The 19840-nt window shown below is 67.4% G+C and carries 22 protein-coding genes; 19 read left to right on the plus strand and 3 right to left on the minus strand.

Features of this window, described 5'->3' with window-relative positions; all coding sequences use genetic code 11:
* The first annotated feature begins 55 nt into the window (after positions 1 to 55).
* The 6 genes from ACR2MZ_RS04215 to ACR2MZ_RS04240 are packed head-to-tail and all read left to right on the plus strand — an operon-like array spanning position 56 to position 5103.
* Positions 56 to 364: an ArsR/SmtB family transcription factor gene (locus ACR2MZ_RS04215; RefSeq protein ID WP_434003821.1), complete on the plus strand. Its 309-nt coding sequence runs from the start codon at positions 56 to 58 to the stop codon at positions 362 to 364.
* Positions 361 to 1485 (plus strand): inositol-3-phosphate synthase, encoded by a 1125-nt coding sequence (locus tag ACR2MZ_RS04220; RefSeq protein ID WP_434003822.1) that lies wholly within the window; start codon positions 361 to 363, stop codon positions 1483 to 1485. The genes ACR2MZ_RS04215 and ACR2MZ_RS04220 overlap by 4 nt, the downstream gene beginning before the upstream one ends.
* Before the next feature lie 59 nt (positions 1486 to 1544).
* On the plus strand, positions 1545 to 2381 hold the full coding sequence (locus tag ACR2MZ_RS04225; RefSeq protein WP_434003858.1) for a lysophospholipid acyltransferase family protein: 837 nt from the start codon (positions 1545 to 1547) through the stop codon (positions 2379 to 2381).
* Between the two features lie 7 nt (positions 2382 to 2388).
* The gene (locus tag ACR2MZ_RS04230) at positions 2389 to 3282 is read left to right on the plus strand and encodes a lysophospholipid acyltransferase family protein (protein WP_434003823.1); all 894 of its coding nucleotides are present in this window, start codon (positions 2389 to 2391) and stop codon (positions 3280 to 3282) included.
* Positions 3279 to 4472, plus strand: a complete 1194-nt coding sequence (locus ACR2MZ_RS04235) for a glycosyltransferase family 4 protein (RefSeq protein ID WP_434003824.1) — start codon at positions 3279 to 3281, stop codon at positions 4470 to 4472. Before ACR2MZ_RS04230 ends, ACR2MZ_RS04235 begins: the two co-directional genes overlap by 4 nt.
* Positions 4441 to 5103: a CDP-alcohol phosphatidyltransferase family protein gene (locus ACR2MZ_RS04240; protein ID WP_434003825.1), complete on the plus strand. Its 663-nt coding sequence runs from the start codon at positions 4441 to 4443 to the stop codon at positions 5101 to 5103. Before ACR2MZ_RS04235 ends, ACR2MZ_RS04240 begins: the two co-directional genes overlap by 32 nt.
* A 190-nt stretch (positions 5104 to 5293) precedes the next feature.
* Here the strand turns inward: ACR2MZ_RS04240 and ACR2MZ_RS04245 are convergent, their stop codons facing one another.
* Positions 5294 to 6619 carry a S1C family serine protease gene (locus ACR2MZ_RS04245; RefSeq protein WP_434003826.1) on the minus strand — a complete coding sequence of 442 codons (1326 nt, stop codon included), beginning with the start codon at positions 6617 to 6619 and terminating at the stop codon, positions 5294 to 5296.
* Positions 6620 to 6862: 243 nt separating this feature from the next.
* Positions 6863 to 7339: a pyridoxamine 5'-phosphate oxidase family protein gene (locus ACR2MZ_RS04250; protein ID WP_434003827.1), complete on the minus strand. Its 477-nt coding sequence runs from the start codon at positions 7337 to 7339 to the stop codon at positions 6863 to 6865.
* A 137-nt stretch (positions 7340 to 7476) separates the two neighbouring features.
* Between ACR2MZ_RS04250 and ACR2MZ_RS04255 the strand changes: the two genes are divergently transcribed.
* From ACR2MZ_RS04255 to ACR2MZ_RS04305, 11 genes are all read left to right on the plus strand, one after another.
* Positions 7477 to 8148 carry an ArsR/SmtB family transcription factor gene (locus tag ACR2MZ_RS04255; protein ID WP_434003828.1) on the plus strand — a complete coding sequence of 224 codons (672 nt, stop codon included), beginning with the start codon at positions 7477 to 7479 and terminating at the stop codon, positions 8146 to 8148.
* Between the two features lie 44 nt (positions 8149 to 8192).
* Positions 8193 to 9374, plus strand: a complete 1182-nt coding sequence (locus ACR2MZ_RS04260; protein ID WP_434003829.1) for an MFS transporter — start codon at positions 8193 to 8195, stop codon at positions 9372 to 9374.
* A gap of 485 nt (positions 9375 to 9859) precedes the next feature.
* Positions 9860 to 10243, plus strand: a complete 384-nt coding sequence (locus tag ACR2MZ_RS04265; RefSeq protein WP_434003830.1) for a metalloregulator ArsR/SmtB family transcription factor — start codon at positions 9860 to 9862, stop codon at positions 10241 to 10243.
* Between the two features lie 15 nt (positions 10244 to 10258).
* On the plus strand, positions 10259 to 10663 hold the full coding sequence (locus ACR2MZ_RS04270; RefSeq protein WP_434003831.1) for an SRPBCC family protein: 405 nt from the start codon (positions 10259 to 10261) through the stop codon (positions 10661 to 10663).
* A 124-nt stretch (positions 10664 to 10787) separates the two neighbouring features.
* On the plus strand, positions 10788 to 11747 hold the full coding sequence (locus ACR2MZ_RS04275; RefSeq protein ID WP_434003832.1) for a hypothetical protein: 960 nt from the start codon (positions 10788 to 10790) through the stop codon (positions 11745 to 11747).
* Positions 11747 to 12814, plus strand: coding sequence for a histidinol-phosphate transaminase (gene hisC / locus ACR2MZ_RS04280; protein ID WP_434003833.1), 1068 nt, complete (start codon positions 11747 to 11749; stop codon positions 12812 to 12814). Before ACR2MZ_RS04275 ends, hisC begins: the two co-directional genes overlap by 1 nt.
* Positions 12811 to 13380, plus strand: coding sequence for an HD domain-containing protein (locus tag ACR2MZ_RS04285; RefSeq protein ID WP_434003834.1), 570 nt, complete (start codon positions 12811 to 12813; stop codon positions 13378 to 13380). Before hisC ends, ACR2MZ_RS04285 begins: the two co-directional genes overlap by 4 nt.
* Positions 13377 to 14354, plus strand: a complete 978-nt coding sequence (locus ACR2MZ_RS04290) for a 2-hydroxyacid dehydrogenase (protein ID WP_434003835.1) — start codon at positions 13377 to 13379, stop codon at positions 14352 to 14354. The genes ACR2MZ_RS04285 and ACR2MZ_RS04290 overlap by 4 nt, the downstream gene beginning before the upstream one ends.
* A gap of 20 nt (positions 14355 to 14374) precedes the next feature.
* A complete protein-coding gene (locus tag ACR2MZ_RS04295; RefSeq protein WP_434003859.1) occupies positions 14375 to 15148 on the plus strand; it encodes an HAD family hydrolase in 774 nt (257 codons plus the stop codon).
* Between the two features lie 2 nt (positions 15149 to 15150).
* A complete protein-coding gene (locus ACR2MZ_RS04300; RefSeq protein WP_434003836.1) occupies positions 15151 to 15954 on the plus strand; it encodes a PIG-L family deacetylase in 804 nt (267 codons plus the stop codon).
* A gap of 13 nt (positions 15955 to 15967) precedes the next feature.
* Positions 15968 to 16867, plus strand: a complete 900-nt coding sequence (locus ACR2MZ_RS04305; protein WP_434003837.1) for a 4-hydroxy-3-methylbut-2-enyl diphosphate reductase — start codon at positions 15968 to 15970, stop codon at positions 16865 to 16867.
* A gap of 87 nt (positions 16868 to 16954) precedes the next feature.
* On the opposite strand, the gene ACR2MZ_RS04310 is transcribed toward ACR2MZ_RS04305, so the two are convergent.
* Positions 16955 to 18379 carry a MaoC/PaaZ C-terminal domain-containing protein gene (locus ACR2MZ_RS04310; RefSeq protein WP_434003860.1) on the minus strand — a complete coding sequence of 475 codons (1425 nt, stop codon included), beginning with the start codon at positions 18377 to 18379 and terminating at the stop codon, positions 16955 to 16957.
* A 67-nt stretch (positions 18380 to 18446) separates the two neighbouring features.
* Here ACR2MZ_RS04310 and ACR2MZ_RS04315 point away from each other — a divergent pair, with 67 nt between their 5' ends.
* Together ACR2MZ_RS04315 and ACR2MZ_RS04320 are read left to right on the plus strand one after the other, a co-directional pair.
* Positions 18447 to 18965 (plus strand): NUDIX hydrolase, encoded by a 519-nt coding sequence (locus ACR2MZ_RS04315; protein ID WP_434003838.1) that lies wholly within the window; start codon positions 18447 to 18449, stop codon positions 18963 to 18965.
* Positions 18962 to 19837 (plus strand): zinc metalloprotease HtpX, encoded by an 876-nt coding sequence (locus ACR2MZ_RS04320; protein ID WP_434003839.1) that lies wholly within the window; start codon positions 18962 to 18964, stop codon positions 19835 to 19837. The genes ACR2MZ_RS04315 and ACR2MZ_RS04320 overlap by 4 nt, the downstream gene beginning before the upstream one ends.
* The last annotated feature ends 3 nt before the right edge of the window (positions 19838 to 19840 follow it).

Consider the following 19840-nt stretch of genomic DNA (forward strand, 5'->3'; position numbering starts at 1 on the left):
GGCGGCATGCATAACCGATCGTTTATTTGCCGCCACATCGGATAAACTAACCTTTATGTATGGTCCGGAGGCGCGCACCTTGCCAGCTCACTTCCAGTCGCTGGCGCATGCAGTGCGACTCAAGATCCTTGAGCGGTTGGTGGAGACGGGTGAGCAGACCGTCAACGACCTGGCCCGGCATCTCGGCATGAGCCAACCTCGGGTGTCCTGGCACCTGGGCATGCTGCGGCGCGGAGGCGCTGTGCGCCAGCGGCGGGAGGGCCGGCTCGTCTACTGCTCGGTCGATTTAGAGGCGATCCGTCGCCAGCAGCTCCTTTTCTGGGAGCTGCTCAACCAGAAGAAACGCATAGGAGTCAACGTATGAGCAGTGCTAAGGGCAAGGTGAGAGTCGCCATCGTGGGGGTGGGCAACTGTGCCTCCTCCCTCGTGCAGGGCGTCCAGTACTACAAAAACGCGGCCCGCGACGAGTTCGTCCCCGGCCTGATGCACGTCGATCTGGGCGGCTACCACATCAGCGACATCGAGTTCGTGGCCGCCTTCGACGTCGACAAGACAAAGGTGGGCAAGGACCTCTCAGAAGCCATCTGGGCCGGCGCCAACAACACCATCAAGTTCTCCGAGGTGCCGCATCTGGGCGTGAAGGTCCACCGCGGCATGACCCACGACGGCATCGGCAAGTACCTGGCAGACGTCATCGAGAAGGCCCCCGGGGAGACCGACGACGTGGTGGGCATCTTGAAGAAGAGCGGCGCCGACGTGGTCATCAACTACCTGCCGGTCGGCTCGGAAGAGGCGACCAAGTGGTACGTAGAGCAGGCGCTGGCCGCCGGCTGCGCGTTCGTCAACTGCATCCCTGTCTTCATCGCCCGCGAGCACTACTGGCAGGGCCGCTTCGAAAGAGCCGGTCTGCCCATCATCGGCGACGACATCAAGTCACAGGTGGGCGCCACCATCGTGCACCGCACCCTGGCCCGTCTCTATCGGGAGCGCGGCGTCCGATTGGAGCAGACCTATCAGCTGAACTTCGGCGGCAACACCGACTTCCTCAACATGCTGGAGCGCGAGCGGCTGATGTCGAAGAAGATCTCCAAGACGCGCTCGGTCACCTCCCAGCTGGACTACGACATGGGCGCCGACAACGTCCATATCGGCCCCAGCGACTACGTGCCCTGGCTGCAGGACCGCAAGTGGGCGCAGATCCGCCTCGAAGGCCGGGGCTTCGGCGACGTACCCCTGAACGTGGAGCTCAAGCTCGAGGTACACGACTCGCCCAACTCGGCGGGCATTGTCATCGACGCAGTCCGCTGCTGCAAGCTGGCGCTCGACCACCAGCTCTCGGGCTCGCTGGAAGGCCCCAGCGCCTACTTCATGAAGTCGCCGCCACACCAGTACAGCGACAACGACGCCCGGCGCCTGACCGAGGAGTTCATAGCCGCCCACAGCCGCCAGGAAGCGGCGCCACCAGCCGAAACGGCCAAAGTCTAGCGGCCGTTACAGTCCACTAATCTCCTTAGGTTCTGAAGCTCTTAAGTACTGGCTACTTGGTGGGGGCCCGGGTCGTTCGGGCCCTCCCCAGCACCGTTCGTTACACCGCGGGCGAAGCCGGCGCGGAGGCCTGGTGGCTGGCCGACCGCGGCCGCCGAGCAGGCGTTCTGGCCAACTACGCGGCCGTCCTCGGCCTGCCAGTGGAGGATCGGCGGGTGGCCCGTGTCGCCGCCCAAGCCTTCCGGAGCTACGGTCGCACCGTGACCGACTTCATGCTCATGGGCGCGCTTTCGCCCAGCGAGCTGCAGGGCCGGCTCACCGTGAGTGGCGCCGAGCATGCCCACGCGGCGGCCAGCCAGGGCAGGGGCGGCATCATCGCGTTGCCCCACATGGGCTCCTGGGACTTTGCCTCGGCACTGGCCTCCAGCCTGGGCTACAGGATCACGGGCGTGACCGAGCCCTTTCCGGGGTCCTTGGATGAGGCCGTCCGGCAAACGCGGGCCAAACACGGCATGGACGTCGTGATGGCGGGCCGGGCAGCGGTGGGAGGCATCGCCCGGGCGCTCCAGGCCAATCAGATGGTGGGCCTCATCTGCGATCTACCGCCCGAGCGAGGCGGGGTCGAGGTCTGCTTCTTTGGTCGGAAAGCCGTGGTGCCGGCAGGTCCGGCGGCGATCGCGCTCAAGTACGGGTCGCCGCTGATTCCGGGGTTCTCCAGGCGCACGGGTCCGGGCCACTACCATGTTCACCTCGACCCGCCGCTGATGCCGCCGCCGAACCACCGTGGCGATAGCGAGGCGATCAAGAGCCTCATGCAGGCGGTGGTCGCCCGCTTCGAGGTCTTCATAGCGGCCCACCCCGATCAGTGGTACGCGTTCAAGCCAGTGCTCCATTGACACGACAGTGATCCAGTACCGCGCCTTTCTGACACTGCAGTGGGTGATGGAGCGGCTGCCGCGAGGGCTCGCCTACGCGCTGGCCATAGTGGTCGCCCGCTTGGCCTTCGTCTTTGCCCGGGGAGCTCGCTCGGCTCTGGCTGACAATCTGCGGGCGGCCCGACCCGAAGCCACCGCGGCGGAGATTCGGACCTTGACCTATCGCAACTTCCGCTATCACTCCAAGGCGTACGCCGACTTGATGCGGCTGCCGACCGCCTCGGTGGAGGACCTGCGGCCATTGATGGACACCCAGGGGTTGGAACACCTGGAGGCGGCGCTGGCCAGGCGTCGCGGCGTACTGGTCGTCTCGGCGCACATGGGTTCCTGGGAGGTGGCCGCCGCGATCTGGTCGGCCACCATCGCGCCCGTCTCGCTCTTCGCCGAGGTGCTGGAGCCGAAGGAGATGTACGCCTGGTACCGGCAGACAAGGGCGCGGCTGGGTATCTCGGTGCTTCCTCTCAATCAAGCCGGCCTGCGCCAGGTCCTCAGGGCTCTCAACAACAACGAGATGGTGGTGACGGCCGTCGACCGAGATTTCACCGGGACAGGCGTGGAGACCACCATGTTCGGCAGGCCTGTGCGAATTCCTCACGGGCCGGCGGCCATCGCCGTGCGTAGGGGAACGCCGCTGCTGCCCGTCTGCGTCCTCCGCCAGCGGGATGATCGCTACCTGGCGATTGGCTGGCCGCCCATTTTTGCCAAGGACAGCGGCGACGCCGAAGCCGACGTTCGCTGGGTGGTCGAGCGGCTGGTGGCGCACCTGGAGGAGATCATCCGCGCCCACCCGGAGCAGTGGCACATGCCGCACCGACTCTGGCCCGCACAGGCTCAGGCGCGAAGCGGGACACTAGAACTGTGAAGGTCGGCCTCGTCTCCCCCTACGACTACACCCATCCGGGTGGCGTGGGCAATCACATCCGGCACCTGTCGCACTGGTTACGCCAGTTGGGGCACGAGGTTCGGGTCTTCGCTCCCTCCGGCCGCAAAGACGCCGAACGAGAGATCCCCGACTTCTACCGCATCGGCCGGGCGATCTCGCTGCCCATGAACAACTCCGTCGCCCGCATCTCCCTCAGCTTCCACCTCGCCCGGCGGGTGAACGACATCCTGGCGCGGGAGCGCTTCGACGTGCTGCATTTCCACGAGCCGCTCATGCCCGCGCTGCCGCTGACGTTGCTCCGCATGTCGAAGGCGCCGCACGTGGGCACCTTTCATGCCTTCGCTAAATCGAACCTTGGCTACTACTACGGCCGGCCGATCCTGAGCAGCTACGTGCGCCACCTCCACCAATCGATAGCCGTCAGCGAGCCGGCTCGGGACTTCATCAGTCACTATTTCGCCCAGGTCCGGCCCCACGTGGTGCCGAACGGAGTCGATGTCGAGTACTTCCGGCCCGGCCAGGCGCCGATCAGACACCTGCGCGACGACCGCATAAACGTGCTCTTCGTGGGCCGGCTGGAGAAACGCAAAGGGTTGCGCGATCTGCTCCGCGGCTTCATGTACCTGCGCAGCCGGGTGGAGAAATCGCGTCTCATCATCGTCGGTGAGGGGCCGCTGCGCAAGGACGTGGAGAGCTTCATCTCCCAGCAGCGCCTGCCTGACGTCGTGCTCGCAGGGGCCGTACCCGATACAGTGCTCCCGCGCTATCACTCCAGCGCTGACATCTTCTGCGCCCCGGCGACCGGCCGCGAGAGCTTTGGCATAGTGCTGCTCGAGGCCATGGCGGCCGCGCTGCCCATCGTCGCCACCGAGATCCCTGGCTACCTCTCCGTCCTCCAACCTGGGGTGGACAGCCTGACTGTGCGGCCCAAGAGCCCGATCGAACTCGGAGTCGCGCTCACAGTGCTGGCCAGAGACATCGATCTTCGCCGCCGCATGGGGCAAGCGGGGCTAGTAAAGTCGCACAGATATGCGTGGCCAGTCGTCACCGGCCGCGTCATCCAGGTTTATGAGCAGGCCAGAGCTGCCAGGGCAGAGCGGCCGCAAGACCGAGAACAACCAGAGGAGTTGATGCCGGGTGTTCACTACCCGCTTCCAAACCTGGGTTAGGCGCAAAGCGCAGGGAGCCGCTCGGCTCCTGGCGGCGCTCCCGCTGACTCCCAACATGGTCACTGTCGGCGGCATGCTGGCGACATTCGTTGCGGCGGTTCTGGCCGCCGTCGGCCATCTCCGTTGGGCTGGCGTGGTGCTGGCCTTTGCCGGCACGTTCGACGTTGTCGACGGTGCGCTGGCCCGGGCGACCAACCGAAGCTACCCCTACGGCGCCTTCCTCGACTCGACCACCGACCGCGGCTCGGAAGGAGCCATCTACGCCGGTGTGGCGGCGTTCTTCCTCTGGCGGCCGGGGCCGTTCACGCGCTGGGAGGTGCTGGCCTGCCTTTTCGCGCTGGCCGGATCGTTCCTCGTGAGCTACGTGCGCGCCCGCGCCCAGAGCCTGGGCTTCAGGTGCGACAGCGGGCTGTTCGCGCGGCCGGAGCGCGTCGTGCTGACGGTGGTGGCGCTCATCGTCGGAGTGCCAGACCTCCTGGGCCTGGTCATCGCTGTCCTGGCGGTGCTGACCAATCTCACAGCACTCCAGCGCATCTTTGAGGTCTACCAGCAGGCGAGGGCGGAGCGCAGAAGCGCAGCGGCTTCCCCGGCTCGACCGCCGGCGGGCGCCCCCAAGCGGCCCGTACGCTGACCGGCAGGCTCTTAGCCGCCGGACCCGGGCGGGCCGGGAGCTGTGGGCCGACCCGCGCCGCTTGGCGGGGTGGTCAACTGCTAACTGGTCTCCTGCACCAGATCCTGCTGCTGCGCGGACGAACTGCAAACATCGCCGCCTGATCGGGGGCGGCCTGGGAGCGAGCCGCCGGAGGGCTTGCCCCCCGAGATCAGGCGGGTGGTCCGGAATCCAGGGTCACGCTCTGGCTGTGGCTGCCCTGCCGGTCAGTCCAGTCGACCCGGACCTGCTGACCTGGCTTGTGGCCATGGAGGGCTTGGCCGAGCGCGTCGACGGAGTTGACGGCCGTGCCGTCGATGGCGGTGATGACGGCGTCGGGACCGAGGCGCGCCTTGGCCGCCGCCGAACCCGGCACCACGTCGGTGACCAGCACCCCTGAGCTGACTCCCAGCCGGGCCGACGAGGAGGCATCCAGGTTCTGAACGAACACTCCCAGGTAGCCAGGAACTCCGATGATCACGGTGCTGCTGGCATTCCCGGACTCGATCTGATGGATGACCGAGACAGCTGTGTTAGTAGGGACGGCGTAGCCGTCCGTCGAGGCCTGCTGGCCGCGGCCCTGAACGCTGCCGGCCGTGATCATCCCCAGCACCTGCCCCGAGGCATTGACCAGAGGTCCCCCCGAATCGCCCGGGCTGATCGAGGCGTCGCTCTCGAGGAGCCCGCTCAGCTGCCGGTCCTGGCCGTTGTCGTCGGTTACGGTGATGGACTGGTTGAGCGCGGTGATGGCGCCCTGGGTGGCCGTTGGCGTTCCGCCCTGGCCGAGCGCATTGCCGATGGCAACCACCTGCTGGCCAACCGACACGGTGGAGGAATCCGCCAGGCCGACCGTCGACAGCCCGGATGCGCTCTGCAGCTTGAGCAGCGCCACGTCAGCGGTGGGATCCTCGCCCATCACCGTGGCTGTGTAGGTCCGCGATTGACTCGGGACCGTCACCCTGATGCTGGTCGCGCCCTGGATAACGTGGTTGTTGGTCAACACCTCCCCAGAGGACGTCACCAGCATGCCGGTGCCCGCTGCGGCGCCTGACCGGCCGCCGGCCGAGGTCAGAACCGTGTTGATGTCAACCACGGCTGGGTCAACCTTGGCCGCCACCGCCTGGGGGTTGAGCACCTGACTCGTGGAGCCACCACCGGCGGAGCCCTGGCTGCCTGAACCTGCCGGGCCCCGGCCGGCGGTACCAGGGCCGATGGGCCGGGGCAGCTGGGGCTGGATGTGCACACCGCTGGCGGAGCCGGCAGTCAGGCCGGGGAGGACGCCTCCAGACAGGCCGATCCCGGCCACCACCCCCGCAGCAAGGAACGCCAGGCCGTAGATGCCCGCCACGAGCGCGGCCCACTTTCGACGGGTCCGCCTTTGGGTGGGTGCGTTGGCGGCGACAGGTTGGTAGGGCGGCCAGGTGCTGCCCTCGCCGTCCGGCCTCCAGTCGCCGCCACCCGAACCAGGCGGTGGTACCCAGGCGCCTCCTGAACTCATGCCTCAACCATGCGGGCGCTGTCTGAGGAGAGGCTGAGAAGACGCTTAGGAATGGTTAAGAAAAGAGGAGCCGAGATCGGCGGTCGGCGGGACGACGATACGAATCGAGCAGCCACCAGCTGGCCTCTTCCCGTACCTACCCGCCCGGGCTGCCTCCCGCGTGGCACCGGCTGAGGCGCTCCGGTTCGAATAGCTCCAGTCGAGGAGCCGGTTCCGCCTGGTGGAGATCTCGTCGCCCCGACCCTAACGGCGCTCCCGGCGCAGCGCACCCCGGCCCTCGCGCCAGGACTCAAACACCAGGTGATCCGCTGGCTCCCCCAGTCGAGTCACCACCACCTCTGCGAGCCGGCAGCGGAAGAGGTGGAAACTGCCGGGCGGAACCTGCTCCTGCGCCGACATGGCGCGCCTCACCTCCTCTGGACGAGTGATCTCCTCTGCCAGCCCGGCCAGCTTCGCGTCGCCGGTCCAGTTCGGCGGGTCGGTCGAGCTCGTGTGCAGCTCGAAGCGCCCGTCTCGCTGCAGATCCCGCGCCCGCAGAGCGCCGCCCATCACTCCAAACCACAGCTCACCCTGGCCGAACCAGACCTCCTGACCGCTGAGACGAGGCGAGCCGTTGCTGCGCAGCGTGGCCAGCACATGGTGCTTGCGAACGCGGAACAGGTCGCCGGCGGCGGCGGCGAGGGCAGGCTCCGCCGACTCGAGTTCGCGCCAGCTGAGCACTTGAGCGACCAAGGATACTTGCTGGGCGCTGTCGCAAATCAAGCAGGCGCCCGAGCTTGAGGCTGGGCGTTCTATGTGTGCCGAGTCACTGAGCCGGGCTCATGCGCATTCACATATCGCGCTGGTAAGATACGTGCATGGGAAGTGACGTCGCGGAGGTGGCCGGCCTGGCCCGCGTGCTTGCCCATGAGGTTTGTATCCGCCTCCTCGACAGCCTCACTCAGGGCGAAGCGACTGTGAGCGAGCTGACCAGCCGCTTGGAGCTGGAGCAGCCCAGGGTTTCGAGCCATCTGGCCCTGCTCCGGGAAGCGGGTCTCGTCACGGCGACAGAGAATGGACGCCAGCGCGTCTACAGCCTGGCCACGCCTTCGGTGCCGCTCTCACTCTCCACCCTGCGCAGCCTGGCTCGGGATGTTCGACCGGGCAGCCTCAACGCCGAGGTTCCGGTGACCGAGGATGCCCCCATCAAGCAGGCTCGGACCTGCTACGACCATCTCGCCGGGCGCGCCGGCGTCCAGCTGCTCGACAGTTTGCTCGAGCGCGGCTGGCTGGAGGCTCGGGGGGAGCGGGCCTTCGAGCTGAGCCAGGCCGGCGAGGACGCCCTGCTGTCTCAAGGTGTCGATGTCGGCTCCGCCCGCCGAGCCCGCCGCAGCTTCGCCGTCGGCTGTCAGGACTGGACTGAACGCCGGCTGCATCTGGGCGGCGCACTCGGCGCCGCGCTGCTCGTCAGGTTGGTGGAAACCGGTCGGGCGAAGCTGCTAGCCGGCAGCCGGGTGGTCCAGCTGAGCGATGCGGGGGTGGCGCTCTGACAGGTCTGGTCGACGTCTTCCGCAACCGCCGGCTGGTCACGTTGATGCTCGGCCACTTCACTGTCGACAGCTATGTGGGTGTGCTGCCGGTGCTCTATCCCCTGCTGATCGGCCGCTTCCATCTGGATCTTGCCACCGTCGGCCTGGTTACGCTCGCCTACAGCGGCTTCGCCTCCATCTCCCAGCCTCTTTTTGGAATCCTGGCCGACCGTCACGGCACCCGATTCACTGGCGTGGCCTTGGCTTGGACAGCTCTGTCCTTCGCCTCGATCGGCTTCGCGCCCAACTTTGCAGTGCTGGTCGCCATTGCAGCTGCTTCAGGGCTCGGCTCCGGCGCCTTTCACCCGCTGGGCGCCCTGACGGTGCGCGAGTCGCTCCTGGACCAGGACCGCGGCCGCAACCTGGCAATGTCCATCTACGTCACGGGTGGCACCGCGGGCGTAGCAGTGGGGCCGTTGATAGGGGTTCTGCTCTTCGGTCTGCTGGGCGTGCACGGCACTGCCCTACTGGTGCTGCCCGGCGTTCTCGCTGGTGGCTTCCTGCTTCTGCAGATGGGCCGGTTTGCACCCCGGGCGGCGGCGCCGAAGAGCACTTCGAGTGCGGTCGGGCTCAGCCACGCCACTCCGCTGCTGCCTCTTATCGCGGTCGTAGCCGTGATGGCGTCGCGCAGCTGGACCACCATCACGCTGCAGGCATTCACGCCCACCTGGTACCACCAGCTTGGCTACCAACCTTGGTTTTACGGACCGCTCGCCACCACTCTGATACTTGCCAGCTGCGTGGGCAGCGTTGGCTGCGGCAGCCTGGCCGACCGCTTCGGCCGGCGCGCAGTGATCATCGCCACGCTCCTGCTCAGCGTGCCGGCGGTCTGGCTCTATGTCGCGTTCCCGGGGCCGCAGGGCTTCTTCACAGCCATCCTGATCGGGCTCTCGGCGGCTTCGACAGCCCCCCTCACCCTCATCTTGGCTCAGGAGCTGATGGGCGCCCGGGCTGGATTCGCGTCCGGGCTGGTGATGGGCCTGGGCTTTGTGACGGGAGCCATTGGCGTACCTGTGACGGGGCTGGTCGCCAACCACTTCGGACTGCAGATGGCGTTGGGCCTTCAGGTGGTTGTGGTTGCACTCACCATCCCCGTGGCCTTCCTGCTGCCCAGCGAAACCTCGCTGCGGCGATTGCGAGAAGAGCGTGTGACACCGCCGGCTGTCGCCCTCGCCGCGGGCCGCTAGCTGCCTCTCGGACGCTCGAGCGCGGGATGTGGAGATGGGTTGACAGCTGCTGTCCCGTCTGCGTTTGGTGGCCACGGCCCGCTCGTCCTGCGAGTGGACGAGGCAGAGCGGCCGGCCCTCGTGAGGTGGGCGGTCATTTCGTCCGAGCCCACTCCGGAATGGGCGGGAACAACCATCAGCTTCGGGCTGACGCCGCGATCAGCTGGTGGGTGCGATCTGTCATTCCGGCACAAGGGGCTAACGCCACGCCTTGAGTGCTACAACGACTGCAAGAACGGGTGGGATCACTTCGTCCCCAGCCTGCGAGACTATGTCGAGACCGGCGAAGGCAATCTCTTTGGGTCTGCTGCAGACCTCGATCGTCGTGAGGCCCGGCGACTGCGGCGCCAGGCAGCGGCGGCCGAGTGAGCATCCGGCCGGGAAGGGGGGCATCGCTGCCCCCTGCCCTGTCGTCATGATCAAGCCGCGCTGCGATCCTGGACACAGTGAGCCCCGTTCGCCCCTCCTCGGCCGCTAAGGAGGAGTCGGGCGCGGCCACAAATGCAGTTCTTCGCGCACTCGCCGATCCGCAACGTCGCCAGATTCTTAGCCTCGTTCGAGGCGGCGAGCTCTCAGCCGGCCAGATCGCCGCGCATTTCGACGTCACCCAGCAGGGTGTCAGTCACCATCTCCAGGTGCTCCAGCGCGCCGGTCTGCTGCAGGAGCGCCGGGCAGGTACCCGCCGGCTGTATGCGCTGGATCCCGAGGCGCTCGATCCGGTTCGCACTGTGCTCGCGGACCTCTGGCCGGACGCACTGGAACGACTCAAGCGTGTCGTGGAGCAGGGCCGGAGCAAGAAGGAAAGTGCAAGACTCCATGAAGCAGAATGAATGGCGGCTGACCGCATGAACCAGCCTGAGATACTGACCGCCACGATCAGAATCGCAGCAGCGCCGGCGGAGGTGTTTCAGTACCTCGTCGAACCCTCTCTCCTCGTTCAGTGGATGGGCACCTGGGCGGATCTGAAGGCTCAGCCAGGCGGCGTCTTTGCCGTCGACTTCGACAAAGCGCACGTGCGGGGCAAATACGTTTCCGTGGAGCCGCCGGACCGAGTCGTCTCCACCTGGGGCGTCCCAGGCGATGCCACGCTCCCGGCGGGCTCCTCAACAGTTGAGATTCTCCTCCGGGCCGACGGCGATGAGACAGTCGTCGAACTGATCCACCACGACCTCCCGCCCGAACGACTGCCAGATCACAAAGCGGGCTGGGCTTCGCTCCTCGAGGCTCTGCGGCTGACGGCAGATTCCTAGCGGGGTCGACCTCGGGCGACCGGGCCCTGTCGGGCTCCGACTGCAGGAGATCGCTTCCTCGACGAGGCCCGGCGCGGGACCCGGTTGCCACGAGCCGCCTTTAGGGTCCACTACCCTTAGCCCAGTGCAGCCGGGTCCTTTCAGCGAAATCGCCGGGCATGAACGAGCCCGGGATCTGCTGGGGCAGCAGCTGGAGACCGGCCGGCTTTCGCATGCCTACCTGTTCACCGGCGAGCCGCAGCTGGGCAAGACTGCTGTCGCGCGGGCGCTCGCGCGAACGCTGCTGCCAGAAGCGCCGCTGGCGCGCCATCCCGACTACTGGGAGGACGACCGTCGCGACAACCTGAAGCTGGATGAGATCCGGCTGCTGCCGGACAAGCAGCCCGAGTTTCACCAGCAGTCGCTCCAAGCCTTTCTCTCCCTGAAGCCTGCTGTGGGCCGCCTGCGCGTGGCGGTGATCAGCAATGTGGGCCGCTTGGCCGATCCGGTGCAGGGCATTCTTCTCAAGACGCTGGAGGAGCCGCACCCCAACCGGCTCATCATCCTGACCACGCCCAGCCTGTCGCCTTTCGTGGTGCTGCCCACGGTTGCCTCGCGCTGCCAGCGGGTTGCCTTTCACCCCGTCCCCCTGACGCGGGTCAGCGAACTGCTGCGCGGACGTGGGGTCGAGGCTGAGCGCGCGGAGGAGCTCGCAGCTCTCTCCCGCGGCCGGCCGGGGTGGGCTTTGAACGCAGCTCAGGATCCTGACCTCCTGCAGCGCAACCGGCATTGGGTTGAGCGCCTGGCGGAGCTTTTTGGCGCTCCCGCCGATGCCGCGCTCCACCTGGCTCAGGAGCTGGATGCTGCCAACTTCGCCTGGCGGGCGTCCGACCGGACGCGCGAGGAGCCGGCGGTTTTCGCTCTCAGCGGCTGGCAGCTGGACCTGCGCCGGCGGATGCTCTCCGAGCCCGACGCCCGGCAGGCCGGCTGGGCGCGGCTGCTGGAGCTCTCCTACGACACCCTTGGCTACCTGGAGCAGAACGTCAGCCCCCGTTTGGCGCTGGAGTGCTTCCTGCTGGAAGCTCGTCGCTTGGAAGCTGCGTAGTGCCACTCGTGGGTGGCAGATACTTGAAGGCCGCCCTGCGCGGCTTCGCCCCTTACACGCCCGGTCTGCAGCCGGCCGACGAAGAGGGCTGGGTCAAGCTCAACACCAACGAGTCGCCCTGGCCGCCTTCACCGCGTGTCATCCAGGCTCTGCACAGCGCAGTGGGGGAGAACCTCCGCCTCTATCCCGACCCCCTGAGCCGCAGCGCGAGGTCGGCCATCGCCCGGCACCACGGCGTGGGTGAGGACCAGGTTGCCCTGGGCAACGGCGCTGATGAGCTGATCGAGCTCTGCTTCCGCGCCTTCACCGGCAACGGTGACGCGGTGGCGCTGCTGCGTCCCACGTATCCGGTCTATGAACCTGTGGCGGCAGTGCACGAGTGCCGGGTTTCGCGGCATCCGTACAGGGCTGACCACACTCTCCCCGAGAGCTTCGCGGCGGATGAGGCGCCGCTCAAGTTTTTGGCCAATCCCAACTCGCCGACAGGCACCTGGCTCGACCGCGAGGCTGTGTTGGAAGTCGTCCAGAGGTCCAGCGGCGTGGTGGCGCTGGATGAGGCGTATGTCGACTTCGCACCGGAAGCGCGCACCGATCTCATCCGGGAAGGGCACGAGAACCTGCTGACCATCCGCACCTTTTCCAAGTCGTACGCGCTGGCCGGGATGCGGCTCGGCTACGCGCTGGGCACACCCGAGCTCGTCGCCGCGCTGGACCTGGTCAAGGACTCGTACAACGTGAACCGACTGGGAGCTGTGGCTGCGGTTGCAGCGATCGAAGACGGTGAGCACCACGACGCCCTGGTCGAGTTCGTGCTGCAGCAGCGGGAAGCGTTGACAGCTGGTCTGCGAGCGAGAGGCTTCGAGGTGCTGCCATCGGCGGCCAACTTCGTCTTCTGCCGGCCGCCGGCTTCGCACCGGGCAGCTGCTGTGGCCGCTGCGCTGTCCGAGCGACAGGTCCTGGTCCGGCATTACCAGCAGGAGCCGGTGAGCGGCTGGTTGCGCATCACAGTCGGCACTCGGGAGCAGCATGAGGCGCTGCTCAGGGCACTGGAGGAGATCATTCGATGACGCTCAACCCCACCCGCGATGACGCCTGGGCGCTGGTCCAGGAGAGCACCAAGAGCGAGACGCTCCGCCGCCACATGCTGAGCGTGGAGGCGGCCATGCGCGCCTACGCCGAGCGCTTTGGTGAGGACCCCGAGCGCTGGGGAGTGCTGGGCCTGATCCACGATTGGGACTATGAGTCGGGCCCCACGCCCGAGCAGCACCCGAGCCGAGGCATCGAGCAGCTCCGCGAGAAAGGCTGGCCGGAGGCTCTCCTGCAGGACATCGCCTCTCACGCCGAGTATCTCGACGTGGCCCGCGACACGCCGGCGCGCAAGGCGCTCTACGCGGTCGACGAGATGTGCGGCTTCATCATCGCCTGCGCCCTCGTGAAGCCCGACCGCTCACTCTCGGCGGTCGAACCTCGCTCGGTGCGCAAGAAGATGAAGGACAAGGCGTTTGCCCGCGGGGTTCACAGGGAGCAGCTGCTGGCGGGCGCGGAAAGCCTGGGCGTGGACTTCGACCAGCACATCGAGTTCGTTCGGGACGCGCTGGTGCCCATCGCTGAGCAGCTGGACTTGCAGGGGTGAGCGAGCGTCAGCGGGTGCTGGTGACGCACCGGGTGCTCGACCCGGCGCCGGCACTGCTGGCGGACGCCCTCGAAGCGGTGGAGTACGAGGGCGATCCCTCGGCCAAGTCGATAGCGGCTGCCGCGGCGGGCTGCGCCGGGATCCTCAGCCAGTCCGTTGATCCGATCGATGAACAAGTACTGAGCACGCCGAATCTGCGTGCGGTGAGCAATGTGGCGGTCGGCTATGACAACATCGACGTCGAGGCGGCCATCCGGCATGGCGTGCTGGTGACGAACACGCCAGGCGTGCTTGATGAGACGACCGCCGACCTCGCGTTCGCTCTCCTGCTGGCCGCCGGCCGGCGGCTGGGCGAAGGCGAGCGCATGATCCGCGCCGGCCGCTGGGAAGGCTGGGCGATCGACCAGCTGCTGGGCCGCGACATCCATGGCGCGACGCTGGGCATAGTGGGGCTGGGCCGCATCGGCCAGGCGGTCGCTCGTCGGGCCCGCGGCTTCGACATGCGAATCATCTACGCTCAGCGCAGCCTGGCGGACGCGAGCGTGGAGCGGGAGCTGAACGCAGAGCGGCGCGAGCTCAGAAACCTTCTGCAGGAGGCTGACTTTGTGAGCCTCCACACGCCTCTGACGGAAGAGACCAGGCATCTGATCGGGGCGCCAGAGTTGGCCTCGATGAAGCCCAGCGCCGTGCTGGTGAACACCGCGCGCGGCCCCGTGGTGGACGAGGCGGCTCTGGCCCGAGCGCTGCGCGAGCGCCGGATCTTCGCCGCCGGCCTTGACGTGTTCGAGGCGGAGCCAAAGGTGCATCCCGACCTGCTGGGCCTCGACAACGTGGTGCTGCTGCCTCACGTGGGCAGCGGCTCGGTGGACACGCGCGCCAGGATGTGCGAGACGGCCGCCCGGAATCTGGTGGCTGCTCTGAGGGGTGAGCGGCCGGAGCACCTGGTCAACCCGGAAGCCTGGAAGGACCGCTGATCAAGCGGCTGCTGCTGGCGCTGGACCTGGACGGCACAGTCATCAGTGGCGACCTGAAGCTCGACCAGCGCGATGTCGACGCCATCGGCCGCGGCCAGGCGGCGGGCATGATAGTCGTCGCCTGCACCGGCCGGCCTTTCCCAGGTGCCGAGCCCTGGCTCCGAAGGCTGGATCTCCGCGGTCCCTGCGCCTGCTATCAGGGTGCGCAGGTGCGCTCCGCTTCGGGCGAGATGCTGTTCGACCAAGGAGTGCCCAGAGCGCTCAGCCTGGAGGTTATCCAATTCTGCCGGGAGCGGGATCTGCACGTCCAGGCCTATCGAGACGACCGGCTGCTTGTCGAGCGCGATCGGCCCGAGGCGCACCAGTACGCGAATCACGCCGGCATGGCGATCAATGTCGTCGCCGATCTGGGTGAAGCAATGGGCCCGACCACGCCGAAGCTGGTCATGGTCGCCAGCCCCCAGAGATGTGAGGAGCTCTTGCCGGAGGTCCGCCAGCGGTGGGCGGGCCGCTTGGAGGTAGCAACCTCGCTGCCCAGTTTCATGGAATTCACGCTGGCCGGTGCTGACAAGGCGCGCGCTTTGGAGTTCGTCTGCAGGTATTTCGGCATCTCGCAGAGCGAGTCAGTCGCGGTGGGTGACGGCCGCAATGACTGCTCGATGCTGGAGTGGGCGGCGTTGAGCTACGCGGTCCAGGGAGCGCCGGTCGAGGTCCTGGAGGCAGCCGGCGGACGAACTATCGGACCACCGGGCACGGGCGGAATCGCCCGGCTGATCCAGGGGTTGATGGCATAGGCATGGTGACTCTGCTCTTGGTTCACGCTCACCCCGACGACGAGGCGATAGCTACCGGCGGCGTGATGCTGCGTGCAAAGCAGCGGGGCCACCGCGTGGTCCTGATCACCGCCACCCGGGGCGAGATGGGCGAGATCTACAACATGGACGAGGCCAGCGTGCGCCCGCGCCTGGCCGAGGTGCGCACTGAGGAGCTGCGCCAAGCGTGTGAGCTCCTGGGCGTCGACCGGCAGGAGTTCTTGGGCTACCGGGACTCGGACATGGCAGGTCGGGCGGGCAATGACGATCCGGACTGCTTCCACCGCGCTCCGCTGCCGGAGGCGGCCGGGCGGGTGGCTGCCATCATGCGCGAGGAGCGGCCGGACGTGGTGGTTACTTACACGCCAGACGGCACCTACGGTCACCCGGACCACATGAAGGCGCACCAAGCAGCGGTGGCGGCTGTGGACATGCTGACCTCCGAAGGTCTGGCTCCCGCCAAGCTTTACTTCCACGCCATCCCGCACAGCGTGATGCTGCAGTTCGAAGAGCGGATGCGTGAAGCGGGCAGCCCGCCCGAGGAGGCGACGGTTCGCTTCCCCGGCATCCCGGACGATCAGGTCACCACAGTGGTCGACGTCCGCGACCTGGTCGCCCAGAAGCGGGCGGCCTTCGAGCGGCACCTGTCGCAGATCGACCCCAACTCGCCGCTGGCCACCATGCAGGGTCACATCCTGGAGGCCGCATTGGGCACCGAGTACTTCATCCGCGCCCGCGGCGAGAGCGGCGAGCAGCCGGAGCGGGATCTGTTCGCCGGGTTGGGTTAGTACACTTGTACTAGTGGAAGTCAAGCGGATCACGCCCCGTGGCTACTGTCACGGAGTGGTGGAGGCCTTCCGCATCGCCGAGCGGGTGCGCAAAGAGACGGAGGGGCCGATCCACATGCTGGGACAGCTCGTTCACAACACCCACGTCACTGAGGATCTGCAGCGAAACGGCATCAGGCTGGTCGATCCGCCCAACCGGCTGGCCGGCCTGGAGGAGATCGAGTCGGGCACTGTGATCTTCACTGCCCACGGCGTCTCACCGCAGGTGAAGCAGCGGGCGCTGGAGCGGGGCCTTAACACTGTGGACGCCACCTGTTCTGACGTCGTGCGAACACACGACCTCGTGACCCAGCTGGCCAATCAAGGTTATGACGTCGTTTACGTCGGCCGCCGAGGCCACCCCGAGCCGGAGGGCGTGGAGGGTGAGGCGCCGGGTAGGGTGCATCTCATTCAGGACGTCGCTGACGTGGATGCGCTCCAGATCGAGAATGAGCGGATCGCCGTCACTTGCCAGACCACACTCTCCGTCTGGGACACGGAAGCGTTGATCGGAGCGGTGAGGGATCGCTATCCACAGGTGGAGGTGCACAACGAGATCTGCCTCGCCACGCAGGAGCGGCAGGAAGCTGCCGTGGCGGCGGCGAGGGAAGTCGACTTGGTGATAGTGGTGGGCAGTCCGCGCTCCTCCAACTCAAACCGCCTGGCCGAAGTGGTCCGCAAGCTGGCGGGCAAGCCCGCCTACCTGATCGACGACCTGCCGGAGCTGGACTTGGGCTGGCTGAGCGGCAAGCGAGTGGTGGGAGTGACGAGCGGTGCCTCCACGCCCAGCCAGCTGACGCGCCGGGTGATCGCCTACCTGGAGTCATTGGAGCCAGGCCAAGAAGGCAACTGGGTTCCTCCACCGGCCGGATAATATCGGCGGCCGGCGCTGCCCGCCTGGTCATTCTCCGACCGGTGCTTCAGGATCCGCTGCCGGAGGGGCCTCTGAAGGGCCGACGCCTCACGCGGTGGACTGATCGGCGTCGACGGGGGCTACCGCCGGCGGTCGGTTGCCACGCGGCCGACGTGCCCTGGCAGGCACGGATGGCGGAATCGAGCTGCCGCTGACGTCGCCGGACTCGGAGCCTGCCGCGGCTGAACCTTCATTGCCTCCTGGAGGCGCCGACGTCTCGGGGCTACCGGTGGAAGCGCCGGCCGGCCGCCGGGGACCGCGAGGGCGGCGCTCCCGGGCGGCCGGTCCGTTGGCGGGCGCGATCGTCGCGTCCGGTGGCCCTGACGCTGGTGGCGATTGCGGCGAGGGGGTGTTCAGCGGGGCGAAGCGGTTCGGATCCAACTCGGTCGGTTCCTGGCTGAACGGTGTGGCGGCGGCGGGAAGAGACGCAGCCACAGCCCCCGTCGGCTCGGGCGTCGCAGCACGAGCTGCTGGTGAAGTGGTCGATGACGGTTCCAGCCTGCCGGCTGCCTGCTCGCGATCGATCGGTGCCGACGCAGCAGTCCCGACCCTCTCCGTCTGGGACGATTGTGCGCTGGCCATCCCCGCTGTTGCCGCGCCGGGCGTGGGCGCCTCCTCGTCGACGGCTTGCAGTGCAAGCACTTCCGGGCCGACCGGCTCGCGTCCTCCCCGCCCCCGGCCCCCACGCCGGCGCCGGCGCCGAGCCGGAGCCGTTCCCCCGTCGCCCTGCTCCTGGGCTGCTACGAGGGCGCCAATCGCCGCAGGCTCGGGCTCGGTGCGCTGCGAATTTTGGCCAGCGGCCGTACGGTCCTCGGTCGTGGCTTCTAGTGTGGGCAGGCTCTCTACGAAGGGCTCTGCCTCAGCCGACGGCTGAGCCGCCAGCACTTCGGCAGCCACCAGCGGCTGCTGGGACGGAGCGTCGCCGTTGCCAGCGCGCCGCCGGCGCCGGCGGCGGCCGGTCCGCGCGACTTCGGCTTCCGCCTCACCTGCCACAACCGGTGCTGGCTCCGTCACCATCACCGGCCGCCGTTCGAGCAATCGGACCACTTCACCGCTGGCCACCACCTCGCCCTGCTGGTTCTCCATCTCCACGGCAAAGCCACACAATCCCCAGGCGGGCTCCTCCACCGCCCGCTTTCGATTGAGCCGCCAACGGCAGCGGACCGTGTCGCCCGGCCTCAGCGGGCGCTCGAAGCGCCAGGTGGTGCCGACCAGGGCGACAGTCCGGGCCAGCGGCACGTCCATGCTGCCCAGGCCCATCGCCAGGGCAACCAGCAGCGCGCCGGGCACCACCTGGCCGCCGAAGTGAGAAGCTCGGGCGTGTTCGCGATCGACATGCAGCGGACCGAAGTCGCCGGAGAGACCCGCGTAAGCGCTGAGATCAGACTCCAGTACCGTGCGGCGGCGCGTGGTCCAGATAGTGCCGAGAGTCAGGTCTTCAAAGAAAAGCAGATCCAGGAGGTTTCTCCAAATGTGGACTCGTGGCCCGGCCGCCGAGTATAAGCAGCCCGCTCGGAGCTATAGGATCGTCAGCGTTTCCATGCCAGCGTCTTACTTCTGCCTGAACTGCGGCATCCCGCTCGAGCCTCAGACCCGCGAAGGTCGAGAGGTGGAGGGTTGCCAGCGCTGCGGCTTCGTGCTCTGGCACGACCCCAAGGTGGTGACAGTGGTGGTGGTCGAGAACGACAGGGGCGAGCTGGTTCTCGGTCGGCGTGGTATCGATCCCGGCTATGGCAGGTGGTGCCTGCCCGGTGGGTTCGTCAACGATGACGAGGATCCCGCCGAAGCCGCCGCGCGCGAATGCTGGGAGGAGGTCTGCGCCCACATCGACATCACTCGGCTGCTGAACGTCTATCACGTGGCCAAAGAGGACGCTCCCAGCCTGATCGGTATCGCCTACAGCGCCCGGCTCCGCGAGGGAGAGATTCCGCAGCCAGGCGAGGAGATGCTGGAGGTGGCTGCCTTCGCCACCGACGTACTACCTGAGCTCGCCTTCCCCAGCCATTTCCAAGCCGTGCGTGATTATCTGGCCGCGAGGGAAGAAGTAAAGCAGCGATGAACTGGTTCAAAACCTTTCTCTGGATGATCGTGCTCTCGGTGATCCTGGTCATCGCGGGCTCAGCGTTGGGCTATGCCACTGGCCTGGGCGCGGGGCTGGGGTTGGCGCTGGGGCTGGCCATCGCTCTCATCACCAACGGCATCGCTTACTTCAAGGGCGACCAGCTGGCGCTCCACGCCGCCCAGGCCCGCGAGGTGACGCCCTTCGACGCCCCCGACCTGCACCGCCTGGCCGACCGCCTGGCTCAGCAGTACGGAGTTCCCAAGCCCCGCGTCTACCTGAGCCCCGATCCCACGCCCAATGCGTTTGCCACCGGCCGCAACCCGCATCACGCCTCGATTTGCGTGAACCAGGGGTTGCTCCGGATTCTGGACGGAGAAGAGCTCTATGGAGTGCTGGCGCACGAGTTCGCTCACGTGCGCAACCGCGACATCCTCATCAGCTCAGTGGTGGCAGTGATGGCCGCGGCTATCACTTTCATCGCCAGCCTGCTCCAGTGGCAGGCCTTCGGCTTGGGCGGCCGCGATCGGCAGGATCGGGGCGCGTTCGGCCTGATCGGCGTTCTGGCGCTGGCGATACTGGGCCCGATCGCGGCCCTGCTGATTCAGCTCGCCATCTCCCGCGCCCGCGAGTACGAGGCCGATCACACAGGCGCCGAGGTGAGCGGCCAACCGCTGGCTCGGGCCAGCGCCCTGCGCAAGCTGGAGCGCTCCAGTGAAATGTATGCCTCCCCCGTCGCGAAGCCGGCCTACGCCCATCTGTACATCGTGAACCCGCTCTCCGGCCGGAGCCTGAGCGGCATGTTCTCCACCCATCCTCCTCTGGAGGATCGCATCCAGCGCCTGGAGCGGATGGCCGGTGCCAGCCGCTAGGTA

The sequence above is a fragment of the Candidatus Dormiibacter sp. genome (assembly GCF_050999135.1).
Taxonomy (GTDB): domain Bacteria; phylum Chloroflexota; class Dormibacteria; order Dormibacterales; family Dormibacteraceae; genus Dormiibacter; species Dormiibacter spiritus.

Coding starts and splice junctions, on each gene's coding strand:
- ACR2MZ_RS04320 (WP_434003839.1), top strand. CDS start 18,962: ATGAACTGGTTCAAAACCTTTCTCTGGATGATCGTGCTCTCGGTGATC.
- ACR2MZ_RS04260 (WP_434003829.1), top strand. CDS start 8,193: ATGCTCGGCCACTTCACTGTCGACAGCTATGTGGGTGTGCTGCCGGTG.
- ACR2MZ_RS04220 (WP_434003822.1), top strand. CDS start 361: ATGAGCAGTGCTAAGGGCAAGGTGAGAGTCGCCATCGTGGGGGTGGGC.
- ACR2MZ_RS04270 (WP_434003831.1), top strand. CDS start 10,259: ATGAACCAGCCTGAGATACTGACCGCCACGATCAGAATCGCAGCAGCG.
- ACR2MZ_RS04255 (WP_434003828.1), top strand. CDS start 7,477: ATGGGAAGTGACGTCGCGGAGGTGGCCGGCCTGGCCCGCGTGCTTGCC.
- ACR2MZ_RS04285 (WP_434003834.1), top strand. CDS start 12,811: ATGACGCTCAACCCCACCCGCGATGACGCCTGGGCGCTGGTCCAGGAG.
- ACR2MZ_RS04300 (WP_434003836.1), top strand. CDS start 15,151: ATGGTGACTCTGCTCTTGGTTCACGCTCACCCCGACGACGAGGCGATA.
- ACR2MZ_RS04245 (WP_434003826.1), bottom strand. CDS start 6,619: ATGAGTTCAGGAGGCGCCTGGGTACCACCGCCTGGTTCGGGTGGCGGC.
- ACR2MZ_RS04315 (WP_434003838.1), top strand. CDS start 18,447: ATGCCAGCGTCTTACTTCTGCCTGAACTGCGGCATCCCGCTCGAGCCT.
- ACR2MZ_RS04215 (WP_434003821.1), top strand. CDS start 56: ATGTATGGTCCGGAGGCGCGCACCTTGCCAGCTCACTTCCAGTCGCTG.